Origin of the sequence: Tessaracoccus coleopterorum, assembly GCF_011174705.1 — a bacterium.
Lineage (GTDB): Bacteria > Actinomycetota > Actinomycetes > Propionibacteriales > Propionibacteriaceae > Arachnia > Arachnia coleopterorum.
This window is the reverse complement of sequence record NZ_JAANIJ010000001.1, coordinates 3,091,943-3,115,393: the sequence shown is the minus strand read 5'-3', so window position 1 is coordinate 3,115,393 and position 23,451 is coordinate 3,091,943. Positions and strand designations below refer to the sequence as shown.

The following is a 23,451-nucleotide window of genomic DNA, read 5'->3' as shown; positions in this document are numbered from 1 at the left end:
AACACAAAACAGGATCAGGCTGTCTCGACGCGCAGGTCGGCCGCCTCCAGCGCGGCGAGCGAATCCCGGTCGAGCCGACCGTCCGTCACGAGTGCATCGACATCGCCGAACCCGGCGAACGCGACGAGATAGTCGGCACCGAACTTCGACGAGTCGGCCAGCACATAGACATTGCGGGACGCGGCGACCATCGCACGCTTGATGGCTGCCTCCGTGGGGTCGGGCGTGGAGAAGCCGTGATCCAACGAGAAGCCGTTCGCCCCGATGAAGGCCGCGTCCACGCGCAGCCGCCCGAGGGCCTCGTGCGCCTCGGCCCGACGGTCGCCTGCGTCAACCCCCTCACCTGACCACCGAGCAGCAGGACACCGACGTCACCGCGGTCGGCGAGTTCCCCCGCGATCGGCACCGAGTTGGTGACCACCATGGACACCCTCGACGGCAGCAGCCCACACATCCGCGCGGTTGTGGTGCCGGCATCGATCAACAGTGTGAGCTCCTCGCGGTCAGGAAGCAGCGCGACGGCCCGCTCGGCGATGGCCAACTTCTGCTCGGGCACCGTCACCTGGCGCTCCCGCAGCGACGCCTCCGCCAACCGCAGCTTGTCGACAGGCACGGCCCCCCGTGCACCCGGCTGAGCAGACCACGGACCGCGAGCGCGTCGAGGTCGCGCCGGATCGTCTCAGGCGTGACGCCGTACCTGCCGGCGAGGTCGGTGACGGACACCCGTCCCAGACCCTCGCGAGGGTCACGATCTCGTGCTGGCGTTCCTCCGCGTACATGTCGCTCCATCCACTCCCAGAAAACCAATACAGACATGATCCCACAAAAACCAAGGGTTCAATGTTGACTATCGGACCTCCAATGGCGAGGATAGGCCGTAAGGTCCCTCACCGTGGAGGCTTCATGGAAGCACTGTCCCTGCGAGGCACCGGAGTGGTCTCCGGTTTCGCGTACGCCCTGTCGCGTGGGCCCGACCCGCGCCCGTCCCCCGCCCGTCACCGGTCAGGTGCCCGAGGAGTCGCGGCCCGCGGAGGTGGAGCGCTTCAAGGCCGCAGCCGAGACCGTCGCGGAACGGTTCGCAGCCCGCGCCAGTGCGGCAACGGGCGTCGCGACGGAGGTGCTGGGCGCGACGGCCGCCCTCGCCCGCGACCGCGGCTGGCTGCGCACCGCGACGAAGGCGATCAACGCCGGCGACACGGCCGAGTCCGCCACCACGCAGGCCATCGACGGCTTCGTGGCACAGTTCGAGAAGCTGGGCGGCGTGATGGCGGAACGGACCACCGACCTGCGCGACATCCGCAACCGCGTCATCGCCGAGCTCATGGGCCTCCCGGAACCCGGCGTACAGACGCCGACCCACGAGGTCATCCTCTGCGCCGAGGACCTGGCCCCGCCGACACCGCCGGGCTCGACCCGAGCCTCGTCAAGGCGCTCGTGACCCGGCTCGGCGGCCCCACCAGCCATACCGCGATCATCGCGCGGCAGCTCGGCATCCCGTGCGTCGTGGCTGCCACCACGCTGGATCAGGTCGTTGAGGGCGCGATGCTGCTCGTCGACGGCACCAACGGCATCCTCACGGTCGGCCCGGACGAGCAGGAGGCCCGGCGCCTCGTGGAACAGGACACCGCGCTCCAGACGGAGATCCGGGCGTGGCGCGGCCCGGCCCTGACAGCGGACGGCGTGCACGTGCAGCTCCTCGCCAACGTGCAGGACGGTGCGGCCGCGCGCAAGGCGTCCGAGGGTCGTCAGAGGGCGTAGGCCTGTTCCGCACGGAACTCTGCTTCCTCACCGCCCGCACCGAGCCCAGCGTCGCCGAGCAGGCCGCATCTACGGCGAGGTGTTCGCCGCCTTCCCCGACCGGAAGGTGGTTGTGCGCACCCTCGACGCAGGCTCCGACAAGCCGGTGCCGTTCGCGAACCACGAGCACGAGGAGAACCCAGCGCTCGGCGTCCGCGGGATCCGGCTCGGTTGGACCAACGAGGGCATCATCGAGCGCCAGCTCGACGCGATCGCGCAGGCCGCGGAGGACAACGGCGTGACCACCCGTGGGTGATGGCGCCGATGGTGGCCACCGTCGACGAGGCCTATGAGTTTGCGACCATGTGCCGGGAGCGCAACCTGTCGCCCGGCATCATGATCGAGGTGCCCTCGGCGGCACTGCTCGCCGAGCAGTTCCTCGCCGAGGTCGACTTCTTCTCCATCGGCACCAACGACCTCACGCAGTACACGATGGCGGCCGACCGCATGTCGAGCCGTCTGGCGGCCCTCACCGATCCCTGGCAGCCGGCCGTGCTGCGGCTCATCAGGTTGGCCGCCGAGGCTGGCCGGAAGGCTGGTAAGCCCGTGGGGGTGTGCGGCGAGGCCGCCGCCGACCCGCTGCTGGCCTGTGTGCTGATCGGGCTCGGCATCTCCTCGCTGTCGATGGCCACCAATGCGATTCCCGCGGTCGGGTGCAGCTCGGGAAGGTCACGGCTGAAGAGTGCCGGGAGGTCGCGCGTGGCGTCATCGGGGCACGCAACTCCCGGGATGCAAAGGAACTGGCGCGCGAACTGCTCGCCTGACCTGCACACAGAGCGGGAGCCCGGGGCCCTTCACCCGGGCTCCTCCATGTGCCGCCGCTCAGGGCTCGACGGTCACCTTGATGGCCGCCCCTGCGGCGACGAGGTCGAGGGCCTCCGCTGCCCTCTCGAGCGGGACGTGCTCGGTGATGAGGTCGCCGACCGGGATCCTGCCCGTGGCGATGTAGCCCAACGCCCGACGGTGATGCTCGGGGCCGAGCCATTGGCGCCGTGGATGTGCAACTGGCGGTAGTGCACCAGGTTGCTGTCGAGGGTGATGGTCGGGTCGGTCTTCGGCAGGCCGCCGAAGAACGAGATCCGCCCGTTGCGGGCGGCCATCGCGACCGCCTGCTCCTGGACAACGTTGGCGGGGTCGCCGTGATGACCACGTCGGCCCCGCGGCCGTCGGTGAGGCGCATGATCTCCGCCACCACGTCGGTCTTCGAGGCGTCCACCACGACGTCGGGCTGCACGGCGGCGGCCGACATGGCGAGTCGCTCCTCGTTGATGTCGACCAGCACGATGGTGCCCGCCTCATAGAGGCCTCGGGCGACCCGGATGTGCATGCAGCCGATCGGACCCGCACCGAAGACGACGACGAAGTCGCCCTTGCCGATGTCGATCTGTTCCTGCGCGTTGATGGCGCAGGCGAGCGGCTCGGCCGCCGAGGCCTCCGCGAACCCGACCCCGTCGGGAACGGGGTTGAGTCCGCCGACCCGCAGCACGGCCTCCGGCACGATCATGAACTCGGCGAACCCACCGTCGTACTGGTAGCCCATGGAGGTCTGGTTCTGGCAGACCGCCATCCAGCCCTTGCGGCACTCGTGGCAGTCGCCACATGGCACCGCCGCGATCACCTGCACCCGGTCACCCACCGCGAACTGCCCCGCCACCCGGTCGCCGATCTCGACGATCTCCCCGCGATCTCGTGACCCATGGTCGTGACGCGGGTGATGTTGACGTGGCCGTTGGCGCGGATCTTGACGTCCGTGCCGCAGGTGGAGCAGTTGCGCACCCGGATCTTGATCTCGGCGGGGCCGCAGGTCGGCTCCGGCACCTCCTCGATCCGGACGTCACCGGGCGCGTGGTAGCGCAGTGCCTTCATGAATGGATCTCCTCTTCCCGGGGCGTCAGCAGGTCGAGCACCTCGTCGACGCTCGTGGCGTGACGGAGTTGCCCGGCGTTTTCGGGGTCGGCCAGCGTGGTGGCCAGCGCGGCCAGGATCGAGACGTGCTCGTCGCTGTTCGAGGCGATCGGGATGACGACCGTCACCGTCTCACCGTCCCAGTCGACGCCGTCAGGGAACTGGATGAAGCCGAGCGCCGCCTTCGAGATGAAGCGCCGTGCCTCGTTCGTGCCGTGCGGGATCGCGACGCCCTGGCCGAGGTAGGTGCTGGTCTGGGTCTCGCGTGCGAACATGCCATCGACGTAGCCCGGCTCGGCCGCCCGGAATCGACGAGCACCCGGCCGGCGAGCCGGATGGCCTCCTCCTTGGAGGCCGCGCGCTGGTTGAGGAGCACGTTCCCCTGGGAAGTACGCCGGACTGCAGACGCTTCTTCGGGCGGGGCTTACGGGCCGGCGCCGAGGCGGGCTCCGTCGGCGAGGCCGCGGCCCCGACCGGGTCACCCAGGCCGGTGGCGGTGAGCTCGCGTCCCTCCCGGATGGCCTGTTCGATGCGGTCGAAGGCCGGGTCGCCGAGGTACGACTTGAAGGGCACGATGAGCGAGTTCGGGACGCGCTTGGCCGCATTGGAGGCCAGGCCCTCCTGCGTGAGCACCACGGTGGTGTCGTGCGGGATCTCGTTGACCGGGGTGTGGATGACGTCGACGCCGTAGGGGCCAGCTTCTTCTTCAACTGCCCGGCAACCATCACGGAGGAGCCCATGCCCGCATCGCAGGCGACGACGACCTTGCGGATCTCGCCGCCGGGGACAGAGGCGGGACGCGAGCCGTCGGCGATGGGGCCGCGGTCGTCGCAGCAGCGAGCTCGGCGGAGTCGTCGGCGCCCTTGCCGAAGCGCAGCAGCGCCGAGGCGATGGCGAACGAGACGACCGTGGCCGTGAGCACCGTCAGGATCATGGGGATGTAGCCGGTGGGCGGGGTGACGGCGAAGTAGGCGATGATCGACCCGGGCGACGGAGGGCCGACGAGGCCCGCGCCGGTGATCGTCGCGACGAACAGGCCCGACATCGAGCCGAGGATCATGGCGATCAGCATCACGGGGCGCATCAGCACGTACGGGAAGTAGATCTCATGGATACCACCCAGGAAGTGGATGACGATCGCGCCGGAGGTGGAGGGGCGCAGCGACCGGGGCCGAAGAACATGAAGGCGAGGAGGAGACCGAGGCCGGCGCCCGGGTTCGACTCGACCATGTAGAGGATCGACTTGCCTGCCTCCTGGACGTCGATGGCGGCCAGCGGGGTGAAGATGCCGTGGTTGATGGCGTTGTTGAGGAACAGCACCTTCGCGGGCTCCACGAAGATCGAGGCCAGCGGCAGCAGGCCGGCGGCGACGAGCCAGTTCACGCCCCGGCGAGCACGGTGATGATGACCGAGACGATGGGGCCGACGCCGAGGGTGCCGAGGATCGCGAGCAGCAGGCCGATGATGCCGAGCGAGAAGTTGTCGATCACCATCTCGAAGCCCGGCTTGACCCTGCCCTCGATGAGCTTGTCGAAGTGCTTGAGGATCCAGGCCGCCGCAGGGCCCATGATCATGGCGCCGAGGAACATCGGGTGCCGGTGAGCGTCGAGAAGTCGGTGATGCCGCCCATGATGACGCCGGCGGTGGCGATGGCGCCGATGACCGCGCCGCGCTGCCCGTGCACCATCCGGCCACCGGTGTGTCCGATCAGGATCGGGAGCAGGAAGTAGAGCATCGGGCCGACGAGCCGGCGAGGGTCGCATTGGGGAGCCATCCGGACTCGATGAACATTGCCGTGATGAGGCCCCATGCGATGAACGCGCCGATATTCGGCATGATCATGCCGGCGAGCTGGCCGCCGAAGCGCTGGACGCGGGCCCGGAATCCGGGGCCCTCCAGGTTCTTGTTGACGCGAGCGTCGGGAAGCGTCGTCATTGTCGCCCTCCATGGTCTGTGACTGACGGTGCCGCTCCCCTGCGGGGGAACTGACACCATCTTCACCCCAAGAACAGGACAAGTCAAGGCAAACCAAACAATCCAAACTTTGGTTTGCCTTTGTTTCGGAGATGACGAAGGGCCGGCACCCTGGTGGGTACCGGCCCTCTGTGCGGGTGCGGCGATCAGCGGGCGACGCTGCCCTCGGTGTAGTCGTCAGCGCTCTTGACCCAGCTCATCAAGCCGCGCAGCTGACGCCCGGTGGCCTCGATCGGGTGCGCCTCGCCCTTGGCGCGGAGCGCCTTGAACTCGGGGGCTCCCGCATCCTGGTCATCGATGAAACGCTTCGCGAAGGCGCCGTTCTGGATGTCGGTGAGCACGGCCGACATGTTCTCCTTCACGCGGGCGTCGATGACGCGCGGGCCGGAGACGTAGTCGCCGAACTCGGCGGTGTCGGAGACGCTCCAGCGCTGCTTGGCGATGCCACCCTCGTACATGAGGTCGACGATCAGCTTCAGCTCGTGGAGGCACTCGAAGTAGGCGACCTCCGGCTGGTAGCCGGCCTCGACGAGCGTCTCGAAGCCTGCCTGGACGAGCGCGGAGGCGCCGCCGCAGAGCACGGCCTGCTCACCGAAGAGGTCGGTCTCGGTCTCCTCGGTGAAGGTGGTCCTGATGCCGCCGGCGCGGAGCGCACCGATCCCCTTCGCGTAGGAGAGGGCGAGCGGCCAGGCGTTGCCGGTGGCGTCGACCTCGACGGCGACGATCGCGGGGACACCGCGGCCGTCCACGTACTCACGACGGACGAGGTGCCCGGGGCCCTTCGGGCGACCATGCACACGTCGACGCCCTCCGGCGCGGTGATGTAGCCGTAGCGGATGTTGAAGCCGTGCGCGAAGAAGAGCGCGTCACCCGGGGTGAGGTGCGGCTCGATCTCCTCCTTGTAGACGGTGCGCTGCACCTGGTCGGGCGCCAGGATCATGATGAGGTCGGCCTCCTCGACGGCCTCCGCCACGGGGAGGACCCGCAGGCCCTCAGCCTCGGCCTTGGCGGCCGACTTCGAGCCGGGACGCAGGCCGACGCGCACGTCGACACCCGAGTCGCGCAGGCTGAGCGCGTGGGCATGACCCTGCGAGCCGTAGCCGATCACGGCGACCGAGCGACCCTGGATGATCGAGAGGTCGGCGTCGGAGTCGTAGAACATTTCTGCCATGGGACGATTTCTCCTTGTTGGGGTTTCTACTTTGCTTTTTCGGTGAGGATCCGGGTGCCGCGTCCGAGCGCAACCTGCCCGGACTGGACGAGTTCGATGATGCCGTGCGGCGCCAACATCTCCAACAGTGCGGCGAGCTTCTCGTCGCTGCCCGTCGCCTCGACGGTGATGGTCTCGGACGAGACATCGACGGCCTTGCCGCGGAAGAGCGACACGACGTCGATGACCTGGCTGCGGGTGTGGACGTCGGCCCGCACCTTGACCAGCACCATCTCGCGGCGCACGGAGTTCGCCCCGAGCTCCAGGACCTTGCGGACCTCGACCAGCTTGTTGAGCTGCTTGACGATCTGCTCGAGCGCGGCGTCGTCGGCCACCTGTGCCACCACCGTCATGCGGGAGATCTCCTCCCGCTCGGTCGGGCCGACGGCGAGCGACTGGATGTTGAACCCGCGCCTGGAGAAGAGCGCCGCGATCCGGGTCAGGACACCCGGTCGGTTGGAGACAAGGATGGACAGGGTGTGGTTGTTCACAGCACTTCCTCTTCCCACTGGGGCGCCATGTCCTTCGCGACACGGATCTCATCGTTACTGGTGCCCGCGGGCACCATCGGCCACACCATCGCGTCCTTGTGGACGACGAACTCGACCACGAGCGGGCGGTCGTTGATCTCCAACGCCTGCCGGATGACGTCGTCCATCTCCTGCTCGTTGGTGGCACGGAGGCCGACACAGCCCATCGCCTCCGCGAGCAGCGGGAAGTTCGGCACCGACTCGGTCTTGAGATCGGTGTTGGAATAGCGTCCCTCGTAGAAGAGCGACTGCCACTGGCGCACCATGCCGAGTGCGTTGTTGTTGATGACGGCAATCTTGATGGGGATGTTGTTGATCGCGCAGGTGACCAGTTCCTGGTTGGTCATCTGGAAGCAGCCGTCGCCGTCGATGCCCCACACCGTGGTGTCAGGGTTGGCGACCTTGGCCCCCATCGCTGCCGGCACACAGAAGCCCATGGTTCCCGCGCCGCCGGAGTTGATCCACTTGCCGACCTGCTCGTGGGGCAGGAAGTGCGCCGCCCACATCTGGTGCTGGCCGACGCCGGCGGCATAGATGGTATCGGGCGGGCTGAGCTGCCCGATCCGTTGGATGACCTCCTGCGGGGAGAGCTGCCCGTCGGGCGCCTCCTCCCAGCGCGGCTGGTAGCGGGCCTTCATTCCGCCCAACTGCCTACGCCACGCGTCGGCCTCGGGTCGGTCGTAGGCGTCGATGGCCTCATTGAGCGCCTCGAGCGTCAGCTTGACGTCCCCGACGATCGGGATGTCGACCGCCTTGTTCTTGCCGATCTCGGCGGGATCGATGTCGGCATGGATGACGAGCGCTCCGGGGCGAAGCTGTCGAGCTTGCCCGTGACGCGGTCGTCGAAGCGGGTGCCGAGCGCGATCAGCAGGTCGGACTTCTGGAGTGCACCCACCGCCGCGACGGTGCCGTGCATGCCGGGCATGCCCATGTTCAACTCGTGGCTGTCGGGGAACGCGCCGCGCGCCATCAGGGTGGTCACGACGGGGATCCTGGTCTTCTCGACGAAGGTGGCGAGCTCGTCCTGCGCGCGGGCGAGGGAGACCCACCGCCGACGTAGAGGACAGGCCGCTTCGACTCGGAGATCATCTTCGCCGCTGCCCGGATCTGCTTCGCGTGCGGACGGACCGTCGGACGGTAGCCCGGCAGGTCGAGTTCCTCGGGCCAGACGAAGGGCGCCTTCGCGACGAGGGCGTCCTTGGCGATGTCGACGAGCACCGGGCCGGGGCGGCCGGTCGACGCGATGTGGAAGGCCTCCTTGACCGCCAAGGGGATGCCGGAGACCTCCTTGATCAGGAAGGAGTGCTTCGTGATCGGCATCGTGATGCCGCGGATGTCTGCCTCCTGGAACGCATCGGTGCCGATCGACGTGCTGTTGACCTGTCCCGTGATCGCCACCAAGGGGTGGAGTCCATGTAGGCGTTCGCAATGGGGGTGACGAGGTTCGTGGCGCCGGGGCCGGAGGTGGCGATGCAGACGCCGACCCGTCCGGAACTCATGGCGTATCCCTCCGCGGCATGCCCCGCGCCCTGCTCGTGACGCACCAGGATGTGGCGGATCTTCGAATCGTAGAGCGGGTCGTACGCGGGCAGGATCGCGCCGCCGGGGATCCCGAAGGCTACATCGACGCCCATTCGTTCGAGGGACTCGACGAGCGCCTGCGCCCCGTCATGACCTGACCATCGGTGTCTGCCACAGCCTCTCCCTTCGCGTTGTGCCGGTTGACGTGTACCCAAGAAAAAACCCCGTCGCCCGACTTGGGCACACGAGGGAGCGCTTCGGAGCTTGATGCAGCGAAGCGCTATGGGATAAGTACGGGCCGGCTGATGGGCATGGGTACACCTTCGCGGCTGTCCCCACCGCTGTCAAGGGTTCACCGTGCGGAGTCCGGAATATAAGACGGAAGGGCCGGGACCCATCGGGTCCCGGCCCTTCAGCCGTTGTGATGCTGCGATCAGACGGTGGTCTGCTCCACCGCGACGACCTGCGGACGGATCGTGGTCAGCGCCCAACCCATGAGGCCGATGATCAGCCCGAGGCCCATAACCAGGGCGGCGACGCCGTAGGCGATGACGGAGCTGAACAGCGAGGCGCGCAGGAAGGAGCCGTTCATGACGGTGTTGCGCTGGTTCTGGTAGGCATCGGCGGCCTCGGTGTCGCCTGCCTCCTTGGCCGCGGTGGCGAGCGCGCCGAGCTCGGCGTAGGTCTTGCCCTCCGAAGCCTTCATGGCGTGCATGTTGATGGCGTCAGCCTGGGCGTACGCGGTCAGGGGGCCGCCGACCGGCTTGCCCGCGAAGGCGCCGCCCAGAAGCTGCGAGTCACCAGGGACGGTGATCTTCTCGGCCTGCAGCTGCGAGGTCACGGTGCCCACGTGAGTGCGCCGGCGACGATCATGACAATCCCGGCAACGATCGACAAGATGCCGACGATCTTGGTGGCCTTCATTGAGGTCCCTTTCTTGGTTGTTTCAGGCGCGTCCACGCCTTGATGGGAAACAACATACCCCGAAATGAGGAAACCCTTAATTGGGGGGCCCCGTTAAGGCTCCGAAGGCCGTGCGCTATCGTGCCCCGTTGACCCTCTGGGCGGTGACCTCGACCGGTTCCTCGACCACCACCTTGAGGTTCGCCATCCCCGGCGCGGAGGCATACCTGGGCAGCACGTGGACATGGCTGTGGAACACCTCCTGACCCGCGACCGCCCCGGCGTTGGACATCACGTTGCAGGCGTCGGCGCCCAACCGCTCACGCAGCAGGCGCCCACCCGCGCCACCGACGGTGCGATCTCCGCGAGCACCGCGTCGTCCTCGAGAACGTCGACCGAATGCCGCCTCGGGATCACGAGGGTGTGTCCCACCTGCCACGGGGAGATGTCCAGAAATGCGTACGCAACATCGTCCTCATAAACCCTGTGCGACGGGATATCACCGGCCGCGATGGCACAGAAAAGACAATCCATTGTTTTTCTCCTATTCCATTGGCTGAAAAGCAGTCAGAGCCTGACCTCGAAACCGGCATCCCTGAGACCCGCCTTGACCTCGGCGATGGTGAGGGTTCCGTAGTGGAAGACGCTCGCCGCGAGGAGGGCGTCGACGCCGACCCGGGCGGCCTCCACGAAGTGCTGCACGGTGCCCGCCCCGCCGGAGGCGATCAGGGGCACATCAACCACGGCGCGGACGGCAGCGGTCATCTCCAGGTCGAACCCGTCGGTGGTGCCGTCGGCATCCATCGAGTTCAGCAGGATCTCCCCACCCCCTTGCGCAGGCCTCCCTGGCCCACGCGATGGCATCGATGCCTGCGGAGCGGCGGCCGCCGTGGGTCGTCACACCGAAACCCGACGCCGTGCCCTCCTCGCGGCGCGCGTCGAGCGACAGGACGAGCACCTGGTTGCCGAACCGGGCGGTGATCTCGTCGATCACCCCGGGTTGGCGAGGGCGCCGGTGTTGATGCCCACCTTGTCCGCCCCGGAACGCAGCAGGAGGTCGACATCCTCGACGGAGCGGACCCCGCCGCCGACCGTCAACGGGATGAACACCGTCTCGGCGCACCGGGAGACCATGTCGCGGGTGGTGGCGCGACCATCCGAGGAGGCGGAGATGTCGAGAAAGGTGAGCTCGTCGGCACCGTCGGCGGAGTACTTCGCGGCGAGCTCGACCGGGTCGCCTGCGTCGCGCAGGTTCGTGAAGTTGACGCCCTTGACGACGCGGCCGTCGTGGACGTCGAGGCAGGGGATGACGCGCAGGGCAACTGACATGGGCGTCAGGCTACCGCTCAGTCCTCGCTCATGTCGGCGGCCACCACACCTCGGCGCATCGAGTCGGCCACCCCGTGGCACGTTCTGCGAATCTCGCCCGGCCCGACCGCATTGGCGAGCTGGCCGGCGAGGTCGATCACCTGCCGCACCCAGCGCACGAAGTCGCCGGCGGGCAGGCCTGTGTTGCCGATCACCTTCGCCAGTTCCTGGCCGCTCGACCACCGCCACGCGGCCTCCGCGAAGCCGATGTCGGGCTCGCGGCCCTGTCGCGCCCGTGGGCGCGCTCGACCTGGCCGACCTCGCGCCACACCGACCGCAGCTCCGACTGGGAACGCTCGGAGACGGGGTCCGGCATCCGCGGATGGGCGGCGTCGCGGCTCGGCCTCGACTCGTAGACCAGCGTCGACAGCACCGCGGCGAGTTGGGCGGGATCGAGCCCGTCGAACACGCCCCTACGGACGCATTCGGCGGCCACGAGGTCGAGCTCGTTGTAGACGCGGCGCAGCATCCGGCCCGCGTCGGTGAGCTCGTCGTCGACCAGGTAGCCGAGTTCGGTGAGCACGGCGCAGACGCGGTCGAACTGGACACCGAGGGAGTTGGCCCGCCCGTGGTGCGGGCGCGCAGGTCGGCCGTCTCACGTTCGAGGCGGATGATGCGCGCAGCCTCGACCGCATGGGTCTCCCGGTCGGGGCAGGAGTGCACCGGGTGCGCCTTCAGCTCGGCGCGGAGTGCCAGGATCTCGGCGGCCACCTCGTCGTCGGTGGGGAGCGCGGTGTCCGGGATGTCGGGGTCGGTCTGCTCGATCCGGTCCGACATCGCGCTGAGCAGGGCCCTCCTGGAGCGCCGGTCGCGCAGCGAGAAGTCACGTGGGACGCGCACCCGCCCACGGGCTCCAACGGGCCGCGCAGGTCGTGGGGCTGCAACTTGAGAACGGTGTGGTCGGCCGAGATGATCTGCACCCAGGGCTCGGCGTCGCGGCGCTGCTTCTGCCCGACGTTGAGCACCACGCTCCAGCCCTGGCGCGGGATGTGCACGATGTCGCCGGCCAGCAGCGTCGTCATCGACCGTGCGATCGCCTCACCCTTCCCGGCCCGACGCGCCCTGGACGACTCGGCCTCCAGGGTGCCGATGCGGTCGCGCAGCCGGGCGTAGGCCATGGCGTCGCCAAGGTGGCAGTCGAGGGCCTCACGGGCCCTGGCCAGGTCGGCGGCGAGGTTGCGCTCCACGCGCGAGGCCTGCACGACGGTCTTGTCGCTCTGGTACTGCGCGAACGACTGCTCCAACAGTTCACGGGAGCGGACCGGTCCCATCGTCGCCATCAGATTGACCGCCATGTTGTAGCTGGGCGCGAACGACGAGCGCAGCGGGTAGGTGCGGCGCGACGCGAGGCCCGCCACGGCTCGGGGTCCATGCCCGACTGCCAGACCACGACGGCGTGGCCCTCGACGTCGATGCCACGGCGACCGGCCCGACCGGTCAGCTGGGTGTACTCGCCGGGGGTGATGTCGACGTGCGACTCCCCGTTGTATTTGACGAGCTTCTCGATCACGACCGTACGGGCGGGCATGTTGATGCCGAGCGCGAGGGTCTCGGTGGCGAAGACCAGCTTCAGCGCCCCGTCGAGAACCCCTCCTCCACGATCGCCTTGTAGGCGGGCAACTGCCCGGCGTGGTGGGCGGCCACGCCCGCCATCAGGGCGTCACGGAACCGCTCGTATTCGAGGGCCTCGAGGTCGGCCGCCGCGAGCCCCGCAGTGTGCCGGTCGGCGATCTCGCCGAGCAGGCGGGCCTCCGCGCGGTTGGTCAGCGTGATGCCGCCGTCCGCGACCTGCCGCACGGCCGCGTCGCACCCGACGCGGGAGAAGATGAAGCAGATGGCGGGCAGCAGGGAGGCGCGCTCCAGCACAATGGCCATCTCGCCCCGGCCGGTGGGCCTACCACCCGCGAAGCGCGGATGGGTTCCTCCCCGTACTGGCCCGATCCCCGCGTGGTGGTCGGACGCCCGCGCCCCGACCGGCCCCGCGGTCGCCGTGAGTCGTCGCGGACCCGGGTGGCCTCTCCCCTGCTCACCTGGAGCAGTTCCCGGTTCACCTTTGCGGCCCGCTCGCTCGGCAGCTCCATGGCGGTCGGGGCGACCCCTCGAAGAGGTCCACCAGCTTGCGGCCCACGAGCACATGCTGGAACAGCGGCACCGGCCTGCGCTCCGACACGACGATCGCGGTGTGGCCCGCACGGTGCGCAGCCAGTCGCCGAAGTCCTCGACGTTGCTCACGGTGGCCGACAGCGCGACGATCTGCACCGACTCCGCGAGCGAGAGGATGACCTCCTCCCACACCGCGCCCGGAAACGGTCGGCCAGGTAGTGCACCTCGTCCATCACGACGTAGCCCAGGTTGCTCAGGGTCGGGGAGCCCGCGTAGATCATGTTGCGCAGCACCTCGGTGGTCATCACCACGATCTGCGCCTCGGGGTTGACCGACGAGTCACCGGTCAGGAGCCCGACACGGTCGGGGCCGTACCGCTCGACCAGGTCGTGGTACTTCTGGTTCGACAGGGCCTTGATGGGGTGGTGTAGAAGCACTTGCGGGAGCTCTCGACAGCGAGGTGCACGGCGAACTCGCCGATGACCGTCTTCCCCGCACCTGTGGGGGCCGCGACGAGCACGCCGGCGCCCGCCCGAGCTCACGGCAGGCCGTCAGCTGGTAGTCGTCGAGGGTGTAGGGGTAGAGCGAGGTGAAGTCGTCGAGCGGCACGCCTCCAAAACTACCCGACGATCAGTTTGAGGATCCCAGGCACGCTCTGGACGGTGGCGGGCACCTCGCCCATCTCCTCGCCGTCGCCCATCACGAACAGGCCGTCGCCCTCGAACGACACGACGCGTGCCCGGAACCGCTCGACGACGGGGTTGGTGACGAATTTGCCGCTGTAGACCGACGGGAGCAGGCGCAGCAGTTGGCCGCGCGTCGCCTCGTGGATGATGGTGACGTCGAGCAACCCGTCGGTGGGGTCGGCGTCGGGGCGATCTGCATGCCTCCCCCGAAGACGCCGGTGTTGGCGATCGCGACCATCATGGCGTCGACCTCCCGCTCGACGCCATCGACGGTGAGCCGGTAGTGCAGCGGGGAGAAGGCTGCGAGTTCCCGCAGGGCGATGTAGCCGTAGCTGAGCGCGCCGAACCGCAACCGGATGTCGTTGGTGGCGCGGTTGACCCGCGCGTCGTAGCCGCTGGAAACGACGGCACCGACATACCGGCTGCCGCTGGAATTGCGCAGCAGCGACAGGTCCATCACCCGGGTCCTGCCCGCACCAGAGCCTCGACGGCGTCGTGCACGTTGCCGGGGATGCCTGCGCCGCGTGCGAGGTCGTTTCCGGTGCCAGCCGGGATCACCGCGAGCGTCGCATCGGTGCCCGCGCAGGCGTTGAGGCCGAGGTGGGCCATCCCGTCGCCGCCCATTACGGCGACGATGTCGCCGGGCCTGGCGGAGAGCGCGACGGAGCGGGTGTGGTCGCGGGCCTGTTCGTAGGAGGTGGACTTCACGATGTGGAGTTCGGCATTGGGGAGGCCCTCATGGAGCCGGGTCGCCACCTTCGGCAGCACCCTCCCCGCCCTGCCACCGCCCGAGCGCTCGTTGCAGATGACGCTGACGAGGCGGGGCTTGGCGAGCTCGCGGCTCACTTACCATCCTCGATGTCGATCACGAACTGCGTGGCCTCCTCCTCGGTGATGCCCGCCTCTTGTCCGCGGCCCGGCAGATCACCTCTGCGATGAAGAACATGGCGGTGATGGGGACGAAAAGGGCGAGCATGGAGAACGGGTCGGTGGTCGGCGTGGCGACCGCGGCCAGGATGACGGCCCGAAGATGACGCCCTTGCGCGCCTTCTTCAGTTGGTAGCCGCGCACCACGCCAGCCATGTTGAGGCCCACCACGACGACCGGAAGCAGGAAGCTCAGCCCGAAGACGAGCATGACCTTGACCTCCATACCGAGGAAGTTGGCCATGTCGAGGAGGTTGGTGATCTGCTGGTTCTCGGGTGTGAATCCCAGGAGCACCTCGATGCCCTTCGGCCACACGGTGTAGCCCAGCAGGGCACCGGCGAAGAACAGCGGGAGCGAGACGGCCACGAACCCGAGGGCGTACTTCTTCTCCTTCGCCACGAGGCCGGGCGCGACGAACGACCAGATCTGCCACAGCCATACCGGGCCGCCAGCGCGACACCTCCCAGTACACAGACGAGCACCGCGAGCGTGAACGCCTGGGTGACGCCGGTGTTGACGAGCATGGTCTCGGTGTCGAGCCGGGTGTTGAGCACCTCCTGGGCGCTCTTCCACGGGGCGAGGATCAGTTCGATCAGCTGCTTGTAGATGAAGATGCAGCCGATGGCACCGAGCAGGATCGCCGCGGCCGACACCGTGATGCGGTAGCGCAGCTCCCGCAGGTGGTCGTACAGGCTCATGGTGCCGTCGGGGCCACCCTCCGGGGCCGCAGCCACCCGAACCGGCGAGGCTTCTCGGCCGGCTCAGCTGTTGCGGCGGACAAGTCGATCAGCTCTCGGGCTTGTTGCGATCGATCTCGGGCTGGACGATCTCGGCCTCGACGACCTCATCCTTGGCCTTCTCCCGTCCACGGTCTTGACCTCGTCCTTGAACTCACGGATCGAGCGTCCGGCGGCCTTGCCGATACCGGCGATCCGCGAGCCGCCGAACAGCAGCATGGCCACGACGAGCACGATGGCCAGTTCCCAACCACCAAGTGGCATGGCATTTCCCTTCTTCTGCGGCGAGAGTTCCGCCGCGTGCGATTGCTTCAGTCTAGTCGCGCCGCAGCGACGACCAATCGAGGCGTCCCAGGAGGGAGCGCACCTCGGTGAGCCTGCCGACGACGACGTCGGCCTCATGGCGGACGTCGGCGGCCCTGTGTACGAGGCCGACCCCGTACACCACGAGCGCCACCGCCCCGGCAAGCGCGAGAGCGCCCAACACCACGATCCAGATCACCCGGGTGATGCTACTTCACTCGGGCGCGATAGTGCGCAAGCGCGGCGGCGGCCCGGACGCGGGCGGTCTCACGCAGGGCGGGATCGGACACCGCGAGCAGCTGGTCACCCAGCCGCAGCAGCAGGCCGACCGCCCATTCCTCGCTCGCAACGGGGAACGTCACCTCCAGCCGGTCACCGTGGTTGACGACCTCGCTCGTCGGGTAGTACTCGACGATCCAGGCCGCCTGCCTGGTGACCGTGACGCCGAGGCGACGGGGCACATCGTCGAACCATCCGGTGGTGGGCTCACCCCGCGGCTCGAATGTCTCGGGCAGCACCTCGACGGAGACGATCCGGTCGAGCCGGAAGCTGCGCCACGCTTGGCGGGGTCTGCTCCACGCGTCGAGGTAGGTGTACCCGTCGACGAGTCGGAGCCCCGCGGGTTCGACGTCTGCGGTCGACTCCTCCGTCATCCGGGTTTCCGGTACCGCAGGCGCACGACGTTGCGGGCGCTGACTGCGCCGTCCAGCGCGGCGCGGTGGCCCGGGTCACTCGGTTCGACCGCCACCTGGAGCTTGTCGTCATCGACTCCGACGGCCGCCTCGAGCTTGGCGAGGGCGCTGGCCGCGGCCTCCGACTGCCCGGCCACGTCGACGACGAGCCTCAGTGCGGCGAGCAGGCTCGCGGCCTCGGCCGTCCGTAGCCGCAGCGGGCGGCTCAGCACCTCCGCGTTGCGGAAGTCGATGCGCCCTCATCCCGCACCGCCTCGATGTCGACGTCGAACAGGTCGTCGATGTAGCCGCCGGGCAAACCGCAGAACTGGAGCACCTCGAGGTCACGGATGATCTGCCGGTCGCTGACCCCGAAGGCGGAGGCGACGCTCGACACCTCCACCCGGGACGGGTGGACAGGTAGGGCACCAGCCGGAGCAGGCGGGTGAGCTGTGCGTCGGACCTCATGATGCGACCCACGCAGGTGGGCGATGACGCGTTCGCGCAGCTCCGGCGGGTCCAGCAGGATCGCGTCAGGGCCGGCCGCTGCGACCTCGTGGACGATTGCCTCCGGGGTGGCCAATGCCACCCGGTAGGCCGCGTAACCGGCAGGCAGGTCGGGCCATTCGTCGGGAACGACCCGGCCGAACGAATGGGCCACCCCTCCCGCAGCGCGATCAGGGCGACGGCGTCGTTGGTGGGTTCGAGCCGGGCCGCGAGTTCGGCGACGTCATCGGGCACGAGGAAGGCACCCGCCTTCCGACCTGCCTCGCAGGCGAGGAGAAGCGCGCAAGCTTGAAGAAGCGGTCGGCACCCGCACGGGGTCGAACCCGAACACGTACCAGCGTCCGCGGCGCTGCAGCATCCGCCACGGCTGGACGCGGCGCGGCCGGCCTCCGTAGCCGAACTCGACCTCGACGCGACGCAGCACGGCGTCGTAGAGGACGTCGAAGTCGGGCTCGACGACGCTCAGGTGCGGGCGCACCGTTGGCACGAGCGCGGGGTCGGGCGCTGCGCCTCCCGCGCTGAGGGCTTCGAAGGCCTGGGCGGTGTGGTCGGCGGCGACACTGTCCTGCCACACCTGTCCCGCCAGGGCGAGGGCCGAGAGCTCGGCCGCCGTGAAGGCGATCTCGGGCAGCTCGAAGCTCACCCGGTTGATCCGGTAGCCCTCCTCGTCGTCGAAGAGGATGTCGTTGGATCCGGTCTGGACGTCGATGCCGAGCCCGCGCAGTTCCTCCTTGTCGCGCTCGAACTGACGCTCGAAGGCGGCCTCGGACGAGTCGCGGTAGCCCTCCACGATGTGGCGCAACTCCTGCTTGGTGAGGAACCGACGCGTGCTGAGAAGGGCGATCAGGAGGTTGATCAACCGCTCCGACTTGCGCTGGGTCATGGCGTCAGGCTACTGGATGGGCCTCGGTGGGTCGCCGCGGCTCTCCGGTGGCCCGGTCGGCCAAGATGGACCCATGTCTTTCGTCGACCGGTTCGCCCGAGCCCCACCTCCGACCTGCACCTGGGGAACCTGCGCACGGCCCTTGCCGGCTGGCTGCTGACCCGGGCGGCGGGCGGCCGCTGGCTGATGCGCATCGAGGATCTGGACCGCGACCGGGTGCGCGCCGCAGACGGCGTCGAGGAGCGCCAACTCGCCGATCTGCGCGCGCTGGGCCTCCACTGGGACGGTGACCCGGTGCGTCAGTCTGAGCGACTCGACCTCTACCGCGACGCGGTCGCCCGGCTCCCGACCTACGAGTGTTTCTGCACGCGACGCGAGATCGCGGAGGCCGCGTCCGCCCCGCACGACGGGTACCGCGCCTACGCTGGCACCTGCCGCGACCTCACGGCGACGGAGAGGGAGGCGAAGCGACGGACGCGGCCGCCCGCGATCCGGGTCGACGCGCGTGGGGCCGGATTCACCGTCACAGACGACCATGCGGGCGAGGTGACGGCAGTGGTCGACGACTTCGTGCTGGTGCGCGGCGACGGGCAGTTCGCGTACAACCTTGCCGTCGTGGTCGACGACCTGGCGATGGGGGTGACCCACATCACCAGGGGCACCGACCTGTTGACCTCGGCTCCCCGCCAGGCCTGGCTGACGGAGCGGCTCGGAGGGTGGCCCCGACGTACGCGCACATCGGGCTCGTGGTCAACGGGCGGGGCGACCGGCTCGCCAAGCGGGACGGCGCCGTCACGCTTCGTGAACTCGGGCTCCCGGCGGGCGAGGTGTTCGCCCTCCTGTGCGGCTCACTCGGGCTCGGTCCGTGCCGTTCGACGGAAGAAGCGCTGGCCGCCATGCCCGGCGATCAGCGCTTCTTCTCGGGTGTCGCGTTCGCTCAGGACCCGGCGACCGCGTCCACGATCTCGATGACGTAGACCAGCGTCTGGTTCGCGGCCAGCGCCGGGGTCGCCGACGGCTGACCGTCGGGGTAGGCCAGTGCCGGGGCACCACGAGCAGCACCCGGGACCCGACGGTCTGCCCGACCAGCCCCTGCTGCCATCCCTGGATCAGGGTGGACAGCTTGCCGGCCTGCGGCTGCCAGGCGTCCTGGAAGAGCTTCCCGTCGGCGTAGGTCCAGCTGCGGTACCTGATCTGCACGGTCGAGTCGGCCGCGACCGCGTCTCCGACGCCCTTGACGAGCGGCTGGATGACCAGTTCGGTGGGGCGGCGACGCCGGCGGGGATGGCGATCTCCGGCTTGTCGTCGGCCATGGTGACGGTCGGCAGGCCTGCCTCCGGGGTGACGGCCTCGGGCTCACGGGCCGAGATGATGTCGGCGACGAAGAGGATCGAGTCACCGGGGTTGATGGTGCCGTCGCCGGAGCCCTGCGGGTAGGCATCCGCCGCCGGGATGCCGATCAGGACGCGGGAGCCGACCTTCTGCCCGACGAGTCCCTCCCGCATGCCGGTGATGACGCGGTCGAGGGTGAAGGTCGCGGGCTCACCCGCCTTGTAGGAGGAGTCGAAGGTCTCACCCGTGGTGCCGTTGATGCCCAGGTTGTTGAGCGTGACGGAGGACTCCTCGGTGACGAGCTGCGTGCCCGTCGCCTCGCGCAGCACCTTCGTCTGCGTCGCGGTGATGGCCCACGGCGCCGTGAACGTCACGACGGGGGTGTCCGCATCGCTGACGGAGATGGCACTCAGGTCGATCGAGGGCGTGGCGGTCGGCGTGGGGCTCGCGCTGGCCGACGGCGTCGCGCTGGCCGACGGCTGAGCCGACGGTGACGCGGTGGGCTCGGTCGATGACCCGCACGCCGTGACGGTGAGCAGCGCCGCGGCCGCGGCTCCCGTCAGGACCAGGCGGAGGGCGTTGGAGGAGTAGATCACGCGTGAAATGGTATCCGAGGCGCCCAACCGGCTCACATCCGGATGAGGTCGAGCAGCGACCCCAGCTCCTCGCGGGTGAGCTCACGGGTCTCCCCACCGGCAGTACACCCAGCCGGACGGGGCCGATCCTGGTGCGTGCCAGCCGGTCGACGGGGTGGCCGACGGCTTCCAGCATCCTGCGCACGATGCGGTTGCGGCCCTCGTGGAGCGTGATCTCCAGCAGCGTCTTGTTGCCACTGCGTGAGATGAGCTTGACCTTGTCCGGCTTCACTGCGCCGTCTTCCAGCGTGACGCCCTTCTCCAGCCGCTTCAGGGTGCGGTTTTCCATGGCTCCCGCGGCCTGCACATGGTAGGTCTTCGGCACCTCGTAGCTCGGGTGGGCCAGACGGTGGGCGAACTCGCCGTCGTTGGTGAGGATGATGAGCCCTCGGTCTCCGTGTCGAGGCGTCCGACGTGGAACAGCCTCTCCTTCGTGCGGGGCAGGTAGTCGGCCAGGGTCGGGCGGCCCTCAGGGTCGTCCATGGTGGACACGACACCGCGGGGCTTGTTCAGCACGAGGTACATGTGGCGGCGGGGCGGGGGATGCGGGCACCGTCGACGCGGATGTGGTCCGTGTCCGGGTTGACCCGCCTCCCCTGCTCGGTGACGACCTTGCCGTTGACCTCGACCCTGCCCTCCTCGATCATGATCTCGCTGGCGCGGCGCGACGCGATGCCCGCGGCCGCGAGCACCTTCTGCAGCCGAATGCCCTCGACGTCTTCACTCATGGGTGTCCTCCTCTGCCGGGATGCCGCTCGACTCCGTGGCCGCCAACTGTCCCAGTTCAGCCTCCAAGGCTACGGCGTCCGGCAGCAGCGGCGCCAAGTCGGGCAGTTCATCGAGCGAGTCGAGGCCGAGTTTCTGCAGGAAAAGTGGTGTCGTGACGAACGTCATGGCCCCTGTCACCTGGTCCTCGCCGTCCTCGACGATGAGGTTGCGCACGAGCAGCGTACGCACGACGCCGTCGACGTTGACGCCGCGCACCGCCGCAACCCGCGACCGGGAGACGGGCTGCAGGTAGGCGATCACGGCAAGGGTCTCGAGCGCCGCCTGGCTGAGGCGGGTGCGTTGATCGGCCACGAGCCACGCCTCGATCGCATCCGAGACGGCCGGGTCGGTGGCGAACCGCCAGCCCCGGCCACCCTGCGCAGCCTGATCCCGCGGCCGTTGGCCTCGTAGAAGACCGCGATCGCCTCCAACTCGACGGTGACGGCGTCGGCGGGGCGCCGAGCGCAGCGGCCAGTTCTTCGACGCGCGACGGTTCGGTGGCCATCAGCAGCATCGCCTCGAGGGCGGGGCCGAGGCTCATGGTTCCTCCTGGGGGTCGGGTGCGGGTCCGTAGTCATCGATGACGCTGACGGCCTCGTCGCCGCCCGCCGTCCACCGGAGGGTGAGCTCGCCCAGCGGGGTCAGCTGCTCGAGCGCCACCTGGCCCGCGCGGAACAGCTCGAGCACGGCGAGGAAGCGCACGACGGTGGTGAGCCGGTCGCAGCCGTGGACGAGCCCGCGGAAGGTGCAGACGCCGTCCCTGCGGAGCTGCTCCGCGACGAGCGCGACCTGCCCGCTCAGCGAGACGGTGCCACCGTGGAGGTGTGAGAGCTCGACGTGCGGCTCGGGGCGTGGGGTCATTGCCCGGCCGCGAGCCGGGCCACATCGTCGAGGGTCAGCCCGAGCTCCACCTCGGGCAGCAGGCCACGGAAGCGGTCCTCCAGCCCTCCGGGGCGCCAGTGGGTGGCCTCCGCGCCGGTGATGGTGGCCGCGATCCACTCAGCGAGTCGCTTGAAGGCCCGGTACTGCAGGAGCCGGGCGAACAGCAGGTCGCGGGCCTCGAGCGCGGCGATGTCCTCCGGGTCGGAGACCTCCCTCCCGGCAGGAGACGGGCCGCCTTGAGGTCGAGCAGCGTCGAGGCGACCACGAGGAACGAGCTGGTCCGCTCGAGGTCCCATGCGTCGCCCACAGCCCTGACGTGGGCGATGAACTCGTCGGTGACCTGGCTGAGTGCGACCTCCGTGACGTCAAGCTCGCGCCGGGAGATCAGGTCGAGGAGCAGGTCGAAGGGCCCCTCGAAGTTGGTCAGCCGCACCTCGAAGCCTGCGACGGTGTCGCGTTGCTCCCTCGGCGCGGCCTTCGACCGGCTCACTGGGATCTGAGCTCGTTCACCAGCGCGGACTCGGGGCCCTGTGCGTCCAGGTCGGCGAGGGCCTGGGCGACCGCGACCCGCACGATGCGGCCGCGGTCGACGCGGATGCCGTGGCTGCGGCGCAGCTCGAGGTTGGCGTCCTCGAGCGCGAGGAGCTCGTCCTCGCTGAAGTAGACGGTGATCTTGTGGTCGTGCCTGACCCGGCCGGAGGCGGCAGGCTGCGCCTCGGCCGGGGATGTCTCAGGGGTCGCGACCGGACTCCCGGCGGCGGGTGCCTCCGTGGGCTGGGGCTGCTGCGGCTCGGGCACCCTGCGCGTCGGCCGGAAGAGCTCGGAGGCACCGGGGAGGGATGCGCGCCGGCTCACCGTTCGCCCGTCCTCTGCAGCACCTCGCGGGCAAGCTGCCGGTAGGCGTCGGCGCCGGGCGATGCGGAGGCGTACGTGGTGATGGGCTCGCCTGCGACGGTCGTCTCGGGGAACTTGATGGTGCGCCGGATGACGGTGTGGAACACGTCGTCACCGAAGGCCTGCACCACGCGCTCCAGCACCTCACGGGTGTGCAGCGTGCGGGCGTCGTACATGGTGCCGAGGATGCCGAGCACCTCGAGGTCGGGGTTGAGGCGGTCCTGCACCTTCGAGATGGTGTCGGTGAGCAGCGCGATGCCCCGCAGCGCGAAGAACTCACACTCCAGGGGCATGACGACGTAGTCGCTCGCCGTCAGCGCGTTGATGGTCAGCAGGCCGAGGCTGGGCGCGCAGTCGACGAGGATGAAGTCGTACCTGGGGCGCAGCGGTCGCAGCACCCTGGTCAGGGTCTGCTCGCGGGCGACCTCGCTGACGAGTTGCACCTCCGCGGCGGACAGATCGATGTTGCTGGGAAGGATGTCGAGGCCTTCCACTGTGGAGGCCGTGATCACCTCGTCCGCGGTCACGTCGCGGGAGAGCAGCAGGTTGTAGATGCTGACGTCGAGGGTGTGCGGGTTCACGCCCAGGCCCACCGAGAGCGACCCCTGGGGGTCGAAGTCGACCAGCAGCACCTTGTAGCCGAGCTCTGCGAGCGCGGCCCCAGGTTGATGGTCGTGGTGGTCTTCCCCACGCCCCCTTCTGGTTGCACATCGAGACGATCCTGGCCTTGCGGGGCCGGGTCGGGGGCCCGCAGCTCGGGAAAGTCCGGGAGGGACGCCCGGTGGGGCCGATCACTCCGGTGTCGACAAGCGTGGAGGTCGCCGGCGCATCCGGCACCCCGAACTGCGGCCCGTCGAACAGACCCTCTTCAGCCACGTTCCACCCCTTCATCGATGCGTGTAACCACCCTAGTAT

34 protein-coding genes and 13 pseudogenes are annotated in these 23,451 nt (G+C 69.1%); 7 read left to right on the top strand and 40 right to left on the bottom strand.

What is annotated here, in order from left to right:
* Nucleotides 1–14 precede the first annotated feature (14 nt).
* A pseudogene (locus G7085_RS19975) lies at nucleotides 15–514 on the bottom strand (DeoR/GlpR family DNA-binding transcription regulator).
* On the opposite strand from G7085_RS19975, the gene G7085_RS28110 reads away from it, so the two are divergent.
* Nucleotides 411–635: a hypothetical protein gene (locus G7085_RS28110; RefSeq protein WP_231980834.1), complete on the top strand. Its 225-nt coding sequence runs from the start codon at nucleotides 411–413 to the stop codon at nucleotides 633–635. The pseudogene G7085_RS19975 and the gene G7085_RS28110 sit on opposite strands and share 104 nt — an antisense overlap.
* Here G7085_RS28110 and G7085_RS28105 read toward each other — a convergent pair.
* On the bottom strand, nucleotides 559–789 hold the full coding sequence (locus G7085_RS28105; protein WP_231980739.1) for a DeoR family transcriptional regulator: 231 nt from the start codon (nucleotides 787–789) through the stop codon (nucleotides 559–561). The two genes, G7085_RS28110 and G7085_RS28105, sit on opposite strands and share 77 nt — an antisense overlap.
* 217 nt (nucleotides 790–1,006) lie before the next feature.
* Here G7085_RS28105 and G7085_RS28100 point away from each other — a divergent pair, with 217 nt between their 5' ends.
* The 4 genes from G7085_RS28100 to G7085_RS35700 all read left to right on the top strand — a co-directional run bounded on the left by G7085_RS28100 (nucleotide 1,007) and on the right by G7085_RS35700 (nucleotide 2,811).
* Complete coding sequence (locus G7085_RS28100) at nucleotides 1,007–1,438, top strand: phosphoenolpyruvate-utilizing N-terminal domain-containing protein (RefSeq protein WP_331715829.1); 432 nt, start codon at nucleotides 1,007–1,009, stop codon at nucleotides 1,436–1,438.
* Complete coding sequence (locus G7085_RS28095; RefSeq protein WP_331715828.1) at nucleotides 1,435–1,758, top strand: PEP-utilizing enzyme; 324 nt, start codon at nucleotides 1,435–1,437, stop codon at nucleotides 1,756–1,758. Before G7085_RS28100 ends, G7085_RS28095 begins: the two co-directional genes overlap by 4 nt.
* A gap of 79 nt (nucleotides 1,759–1,837) precedes the next feature.
* The gene (locus G7085_RS31280; RefSeq protein WP_331715827.1) at nucleotides 1,838–2,053 is read left to right on the top strand and encodes a putative PEP-binding protein; all 216 of its coding nucleotides are present in this window, start codon (nucleotides 1,838–1,840) and stop codon (nucleotides 2,051–2,053) included.
* An 8-nt stretch (nucleotides 2,054–2,061) separates the two neighbouring features.
* Nucleotides 2,062–2,811 (top strand): putative PEP-binding protein, encoded by a 750-nt coding sequence (locus G7085_RS35700; RefSeq protein WP_408647233.1) that lies wholly within the window; start codon nucleotides 2,062–2,064, stop codon nucleotides 2,809–2,811.
* A gap of 175 nt (nucleotides 2,812–2,986) precedes the next feature.
* On the opposite strand, the pseudogene G7085_RS35695 reads toward G7085_RS35700, so the two are convergent.
* Nucleotides 2,987–3,124, bottom strand: a pseudogene (locus tag G7085_RS35695) (alcohol dehydrogenase); the annotation flags it as partial.
* 43 nt (nucleotides 3,125–3,167) lie between these two features.
* On the opposite strand from G7085_RS35695, the gene G7085_RS35690 reads away from it, so the two are divergent.
* Nucleotides 3,168–3,332, top strand: a complete 165-nt coding sequence (locus tag G7085_RS35690) for a hypothetical protein (protein WP_408647245.1) — start codon at nucleotides 3,168–3,170, stop codon at nucleotides 3,330–3,332.
* A gap of 8 nt (nucleotides 3,333–3,340) precedes the next feature.
* Here G7085_RS35690 and G7085_RS35685 read toward each other — a convergent pair.
* The 29 genes and pseudogenes from G7085_RS35685 to G7085_RS19850 all read right to left on the bottom strand — a co-directional run.
* A pseudogene (locus G7085_RS35685) lies at nucleotides 3,341–3,663 on the bottom strand (alcohol dehydrogenase catalytic domain-containing protein); the annotation flags it as partial.
* On the bottom strand, nucleotides 3,660–3,977 hold the full coding sequence (locus G7085_RS19960; RefSeq protein WP_197512990.1) for a PTS sugar transporter subunit IIA: 318 nt from the start codon (nucleotides 3,975–3,977) through the stop codon (nucleotides 3,660–3,662). The pseudogene G7085_RS35685 and the gene G7085_RS19960, both read right to left, overlap by 4 nt.
* Before the next feature lie 449 nt (nucleotides 3,978–4,426).
* Nucleotides 4,427–4,792: a hypothetical protein gene (locus G7085_RS28085; protein ID WP_231979745.1), complete on the bottom strand. Its 366-nt coding sequence runs from the start codon at nucleotides 4,790–4,792 to the stop codon at nucleotides 4,427–4,429.
* On the bottom strand, nucleotides 4,786–5,085 hold the full coding sequence (locus tag G7085_RS28080; protein WP_231979744.1) for a hypothetical protein: 300 nt from the start codon (nucleotides 5,083–5,085) through the stop codon (nucleotides 4,786–4,788). The genes G7085_RS28085 and G7085_RS28080 overlap by 7 nt, the downstream gene beginning before the upstream one ends.
* Nucleotides 5,082–5,270 carry a hypothetical protein gene (locus G7085_RS28075; protein WP_231979743.1) on the bottom strand — a complete coding sequence of 63 codons (189 nt, stop codon included), beginning with the start codon at nucleotides 5,268–5,270 and terminating at the stop codon, nucleotides 5,082–5,084. The genes G7085_RS28080 and G7085_RS28075 overlap by 4 nt, the downstream gene beginning before the upstream one ends.
* Before the next feature lie 2 nt (nucleotides 5,271–5,272).
* Nucleotides 5,273–5,437, bottom strand: a complete 165-nt coding sequence (locus G7085_RS28070; protein ID WP_231979742.1) for a hypothetical protein — start codon at nucleotides 5,435–5,437, stop codon at nucleotides 5,273–5,275.
* The gene (locus G7085_RS28065; RefSeq protein WP_231979741.1) at nucleotides 5,410–5,697 is read right to left on the bottom strand and encodes a hypothetical protein; all 288 of its coding nucleotides are present in this window, start codon (nucleotides 5,695–5,697) and stop codon (nucleotides 5,410–5,412) included. Before G7085_RS28065 ends, G7085_RS28070 begins: the two co-directional genes overlap by 28 nt.
* Nucleotides 5,698–5,822: 125 nt before the next feature.
* Nucleotides 5,823–6,847 (bottom strand): annotated as a pseudogene (ilvC, locus tag G7085_RS19950) (ketol-acid reductoisomerase).
* 26 nt (nucleotides 6,848–6,873) lie between these two features.
* On the bottom strand, nucleotides 6,874–7,377 hold the full coding sequence (ilvN, locus tag G7085_RS19945) for an acetolactate synthase small subunit (RefSeq protein ID WP_197512203.1): 504 nt from the start codon (nucleotides 7,375–7,377) through the stop codon (nucleotides 6,874–6,876).
* Nucleotides 7,374–9,050 (bottom strand): annotated as a pseudogene (locus G7085_RS19940) (acetolactate synthase large subunit). Before G7085_RS19940 ends, ilvN begins: the two are co-directional and overlap by 4 nt.
* 320 nt (nucleotides 9,051–9,370) lie before the next feature.
* A complete protein-coding gene (locus G7085_RS19935; RefSeq protein WP_197512202.1) occupies nucleotides 9,371–9,787 on the bottom strand; it encodes an aromatic ring-opening dioxygenase LigA in 417 nt (138 codons plus the stop codon).
* Nucleotides 9,775–9,897 (bottom strand): hypothetical protein, encoded by a 123-nt coding sequence (locus tag G7085_RS31270; protein WP_269451924.1) that lies wholly within the window; start codon nucleotides 9,895–9,897, stop codon nucleotides 9,775–9,777. The genes G7085_RS19935 and G7085_RS31270 overlap by 13 nt, the downstream gene beginning before the upstream one ends.
* Before the next feature lie 79 nt (nucleotides 9,898–9,976).
* A pseudogene (locus G7085_RS35680) lies at nucleotides 9,977–10,374 on the bottom strand (HIT family protein).
* Between the two features lie 33 nt (nucleotides 10,375–10,407).
* Nucleotides 10,408–11,169: pseudogene (gene hisF / locus G7085_RS19925) on the bottom strand (imidazole glycerol phosphate synthase subunit HisF).
* Between the two features lie 17 nt (nucleotides 11,170–11,186).
* Nucleotides 11,187–11,477 (bottom strand): hypothetical protein, encoded by a 291-nt coding sequence (locus G7085_RS33395; protein WP_197512201.1) that lies wholly within the window; start codon nucleotides 11,475–11,477, stop codon nucleotides 11,187–11,189.
* Nucleotides 11,360–11,731 carry a hypothetical protein gene (locus G7085_RS31250; protein ID WP_197512200.1) on the bottom strand — a complete coding sequence of 124 codons (372 nt, stop codon included), beginning with the start codon at nucleotides 11,729–11,731 and terminating at the stop codon, nucleotides 11,360–11,362. The genes G7085_RS33395 and G7085_RS31250 overlap by 118 nt, the downstream gene beginning before the upstream one ends.
* Nucleotides 11,732–11,882: 151 nt before the next feature.
* Nucleotides 11,883–12,566, bottom strand: coding sequence for a hypothetical protein (locus G7085_RS19910; protein ID WP_197512199.1), 684 nt, complete (start codon nucleotides 12,564–12,566; stop codon nucleotides 11,883–11,885).
* The gene (locus G7085_RS19905; protein WP_197512198.1) at nucleotides 12,488–12,736 is read right to left on the bottom strand and encodes a hypothetical protein; all 249 of its coding nucleotides are present in this window, start codon (nucleotides 12,734–12,736) and stop codon (nucleotides 12,488–12,490) included. Before G7085_RS19905 ends, G7085_RS19910 begins: the two co-directional genes overlap by 79 nt.
* 41 nt (nucleotides 12,737–12,777) lie before the next feature.
* A complete protein-coding gene (locus G7085_RS28055) occupies nucleotides 12,778–13,503 on the bottom strand; it encodes a DEAD/DEAH box helicase (RefSeq protein ID WP_231979740.1) in 726 nt (241 codons plus the stop codon).
* Entirely contained in the window at nucleotides 13,437–13,748 is a 312-nt protein-coding gene (locus G7085_RS28050) for a DEAD/DEAH box helicase (protein WP_331715826.1), read from the bottom strand. Before G7085_RS28050 ends, G7085_RS28055 begins: the two co-directional genes overlap by 67 nt.
* A gap of 182 nt (nucleotides 13,749–13,930) precedes the next feature.
* A pseudogene (locus tag G7085_RS28045) lies at nucleotides 13,931–14,454 on the bottom strand (hypothetical protein).
* The gene (locus tag G7085_RS28040) at nucleotides 14,454–14,843 is read right to left on the bottom strand and encodes a diacylglycerol/lipid kinase family protein (protein ID WP_331715825.1); all 390 of its coding nucleotides are present in this window, start codon (nucleotides 14,841–14,843) and stop codon (nucleotides 14,454–14,456) included. The pseudogene G7085_RS28045 and the gene G7085_RS28040 overlap by 1 nt, the downstream one beginning before the upstream one ends.
* A gap of 78 nt (nucleotides 14,844–14,921) precedes the next feature.
* Nucleotides 14,922–15,622: pseudogene (gene tatC, locus G7085_RS19880) on the bottom strand (twin-arginine translocase subunit TatC).
* A 63-nt stretch (nucleotides 15,623–15,685) separates the two neighbouring features.
* A complete protein-coding gene (locus G7085_RS31245; RefSeq protein ID WP_197512194.1) occupies nucleotides 15,686–15,925 on the bottom strand; it encodes a twin-arginine translocase TatA/TatE family subunit in 240 nt (79 codons plus the stop codon).
* Nucleotides 15,926–15,977: 52 nt separating this feature from the next.
* A complete protein-coding gene (locus G7085_RS19870) occupies nucleotides 15,978–16,163 on the bottom strand; it encodes a hypothetical protein (RefSeq protein ID WP_197512193.1) in 186 nt (61 codons plus the stop codon).
* Between the two features lie 10 nt (nucleotides 16,164–16,173).
* Complete coding sequence (locus tag G7085_RS19865; protein WP_197512192.1) at nucleotides 16,174–16,617, bottom strand: helix-turn-helix transcriptional regulator; 444 nt, start codon at nucleotides 16,615–16,617, stop codon at nucleotides 16,174–16,176.
* On the bottom strand, nucleotides 16,614–16,868 hold the full coding sequence (locus tag G7085_RS31240) for a hypothetical protein (protein WP_197512191.1): 255 nt from the start codon (nucleotides 16,866–16,868) through the stop codon (nucleotides 16,614–16,616). The genes G7085_RS19865 and G7085_RS31240 overlap by 4 nt, the downstream gene beginning before the upstream one ends.
* Nucleotides 16,862–17,296, bottom strand: a complete 435-nt coding sequence (locus G7085_RS31235; RefSeq protein WP_197512190.1) for a WCX domain-containing protein — start codon at nucleotides 17,294–17,296, stop codon at nucleotides 16,862–16,864. The genes G7085_RS31240 and G7085_RS31235 overlap by 7 nt, the downstream gene beginning before the upstream one ends.
* 69 nt (nucleotides 17,297–17,365) lie before the next feature.
* Complete coding sequence (locus G7085_RS19850) at nucleotides 17,366–18,025, bottom strand: helix-turn-helix transcriptional regulator (RefSeq protein ID WP_231979739.1); 660 nt, start codon at nucleotides 18,023–18,025, stop codon at nucleotides 17,366–17,368.
* Here G7085_RS19850 and G7085_RS19845 point away from each other — a divergent pair.
* Nucleotides 17,936–18,679 (top strand): annotated as a pseudogene (locus G7085_RS19845) (glutamate--tRNA ligase family protein); the annotation flags it as partial. The gene G7085_RS19850 and the pseudogene G7085_RS19845 overlap by 90 nt on opposite strands.
* 138 nt (nucleotides 18,680–18,817) lie before the next feature.
* On the opposite strand, the gene G7085_RS35675 reads toward G7085_RS19845, so the two are convergent.
* The 8 genes and pseudogenes from G7085_RS35675 to G7085_RS19815 form a co-directional block, all read right to left on the bottom strand.
* A complete protein-coding gene (locus G7085_RS35675; RefSeq protein ID WP_408647144.1) occupies nucleotides 18,818–19,225 on the bottom strand; it encodes an FKBP-type peptidyl-prolyl cis-trans isomerase in 408 nt (135 codons plus the stop codon).
* On the bottom strand, nucleotides 19,135–19,953 hold the full coding sequence (locus G7085_RS19840; protein WP_197512188.1) for an FKBP-type peptidyl-prolyl cis-trans isomerase: 819 nt from the start codon (nucleotides 19,951–19,953) through the stop codon (nucleotides 19,135–19,137). Before G7085_RS19840 ends, G7085_RS35675 begins: the two co-directional genes overlap by 91 nt.
* Before the next feature lie 32 nt (nucleotides 19,954–19,985).
* Nucleotides 19,986–20,720, bottom strand: a pseudogene (locus tag G7085_RS19835) (pseudouridine synthase).
* Entirely contained in the window at nucleotides 20,713–21,072 is a 360-nt protein-coding gene (gene scpB, locus G7085_RS19830; protein WP_331715823.1) for an SMC-Scp complex subunit ScpB, read from the bottom strand. The pseudogene G7085_RS19835 and the gene scpB overlap by 8 nt, the downstream one beginning before the upstream one ends.
* Nucleotides 21,073–21,297: 225 nt before the next feature.
* A complete protein-coding gene (locus tag G7085_RS33390; RefSeq protein ID WP_331715822.1) occupies nucleotides 21,298–21,621 on the bottom strand; it encodes a segregation/condensation protein A in 324 nt (107 codons plus the stop codon).
* Nucleotides 21,618–22,075: pseudogene (locus tag G7085_RS33385) on the bottom strand (segregation and condensation protein A). Before G7085_RS33385 ends, G7085_RS33390 begins: the two are co-directional and overlap by 4 nt.
* Nucleotides 22,076–22,128: 53 nt before the next feature.
* Entirely contained in the window at nucleotides 22,129–22,497 is a 369-nt protein-coding gene (locus G7085_RS19820; protein ID WP_197512187.1) for a hypothetical protein, read from the bottom strand.
* A pseudogene (locus tag G7085_RS19815) lies at nucleotides 22,494–23,427 on the bottom strand (ParA family protein). The gene G7085_RS19820 and the pseudogene G7085_RS19815 overlap by 4 nt, the downstream one beginning before the upstream one ends.
* Nucleotides 23,428–23,451: the final 24 nt, after the last annotated feature.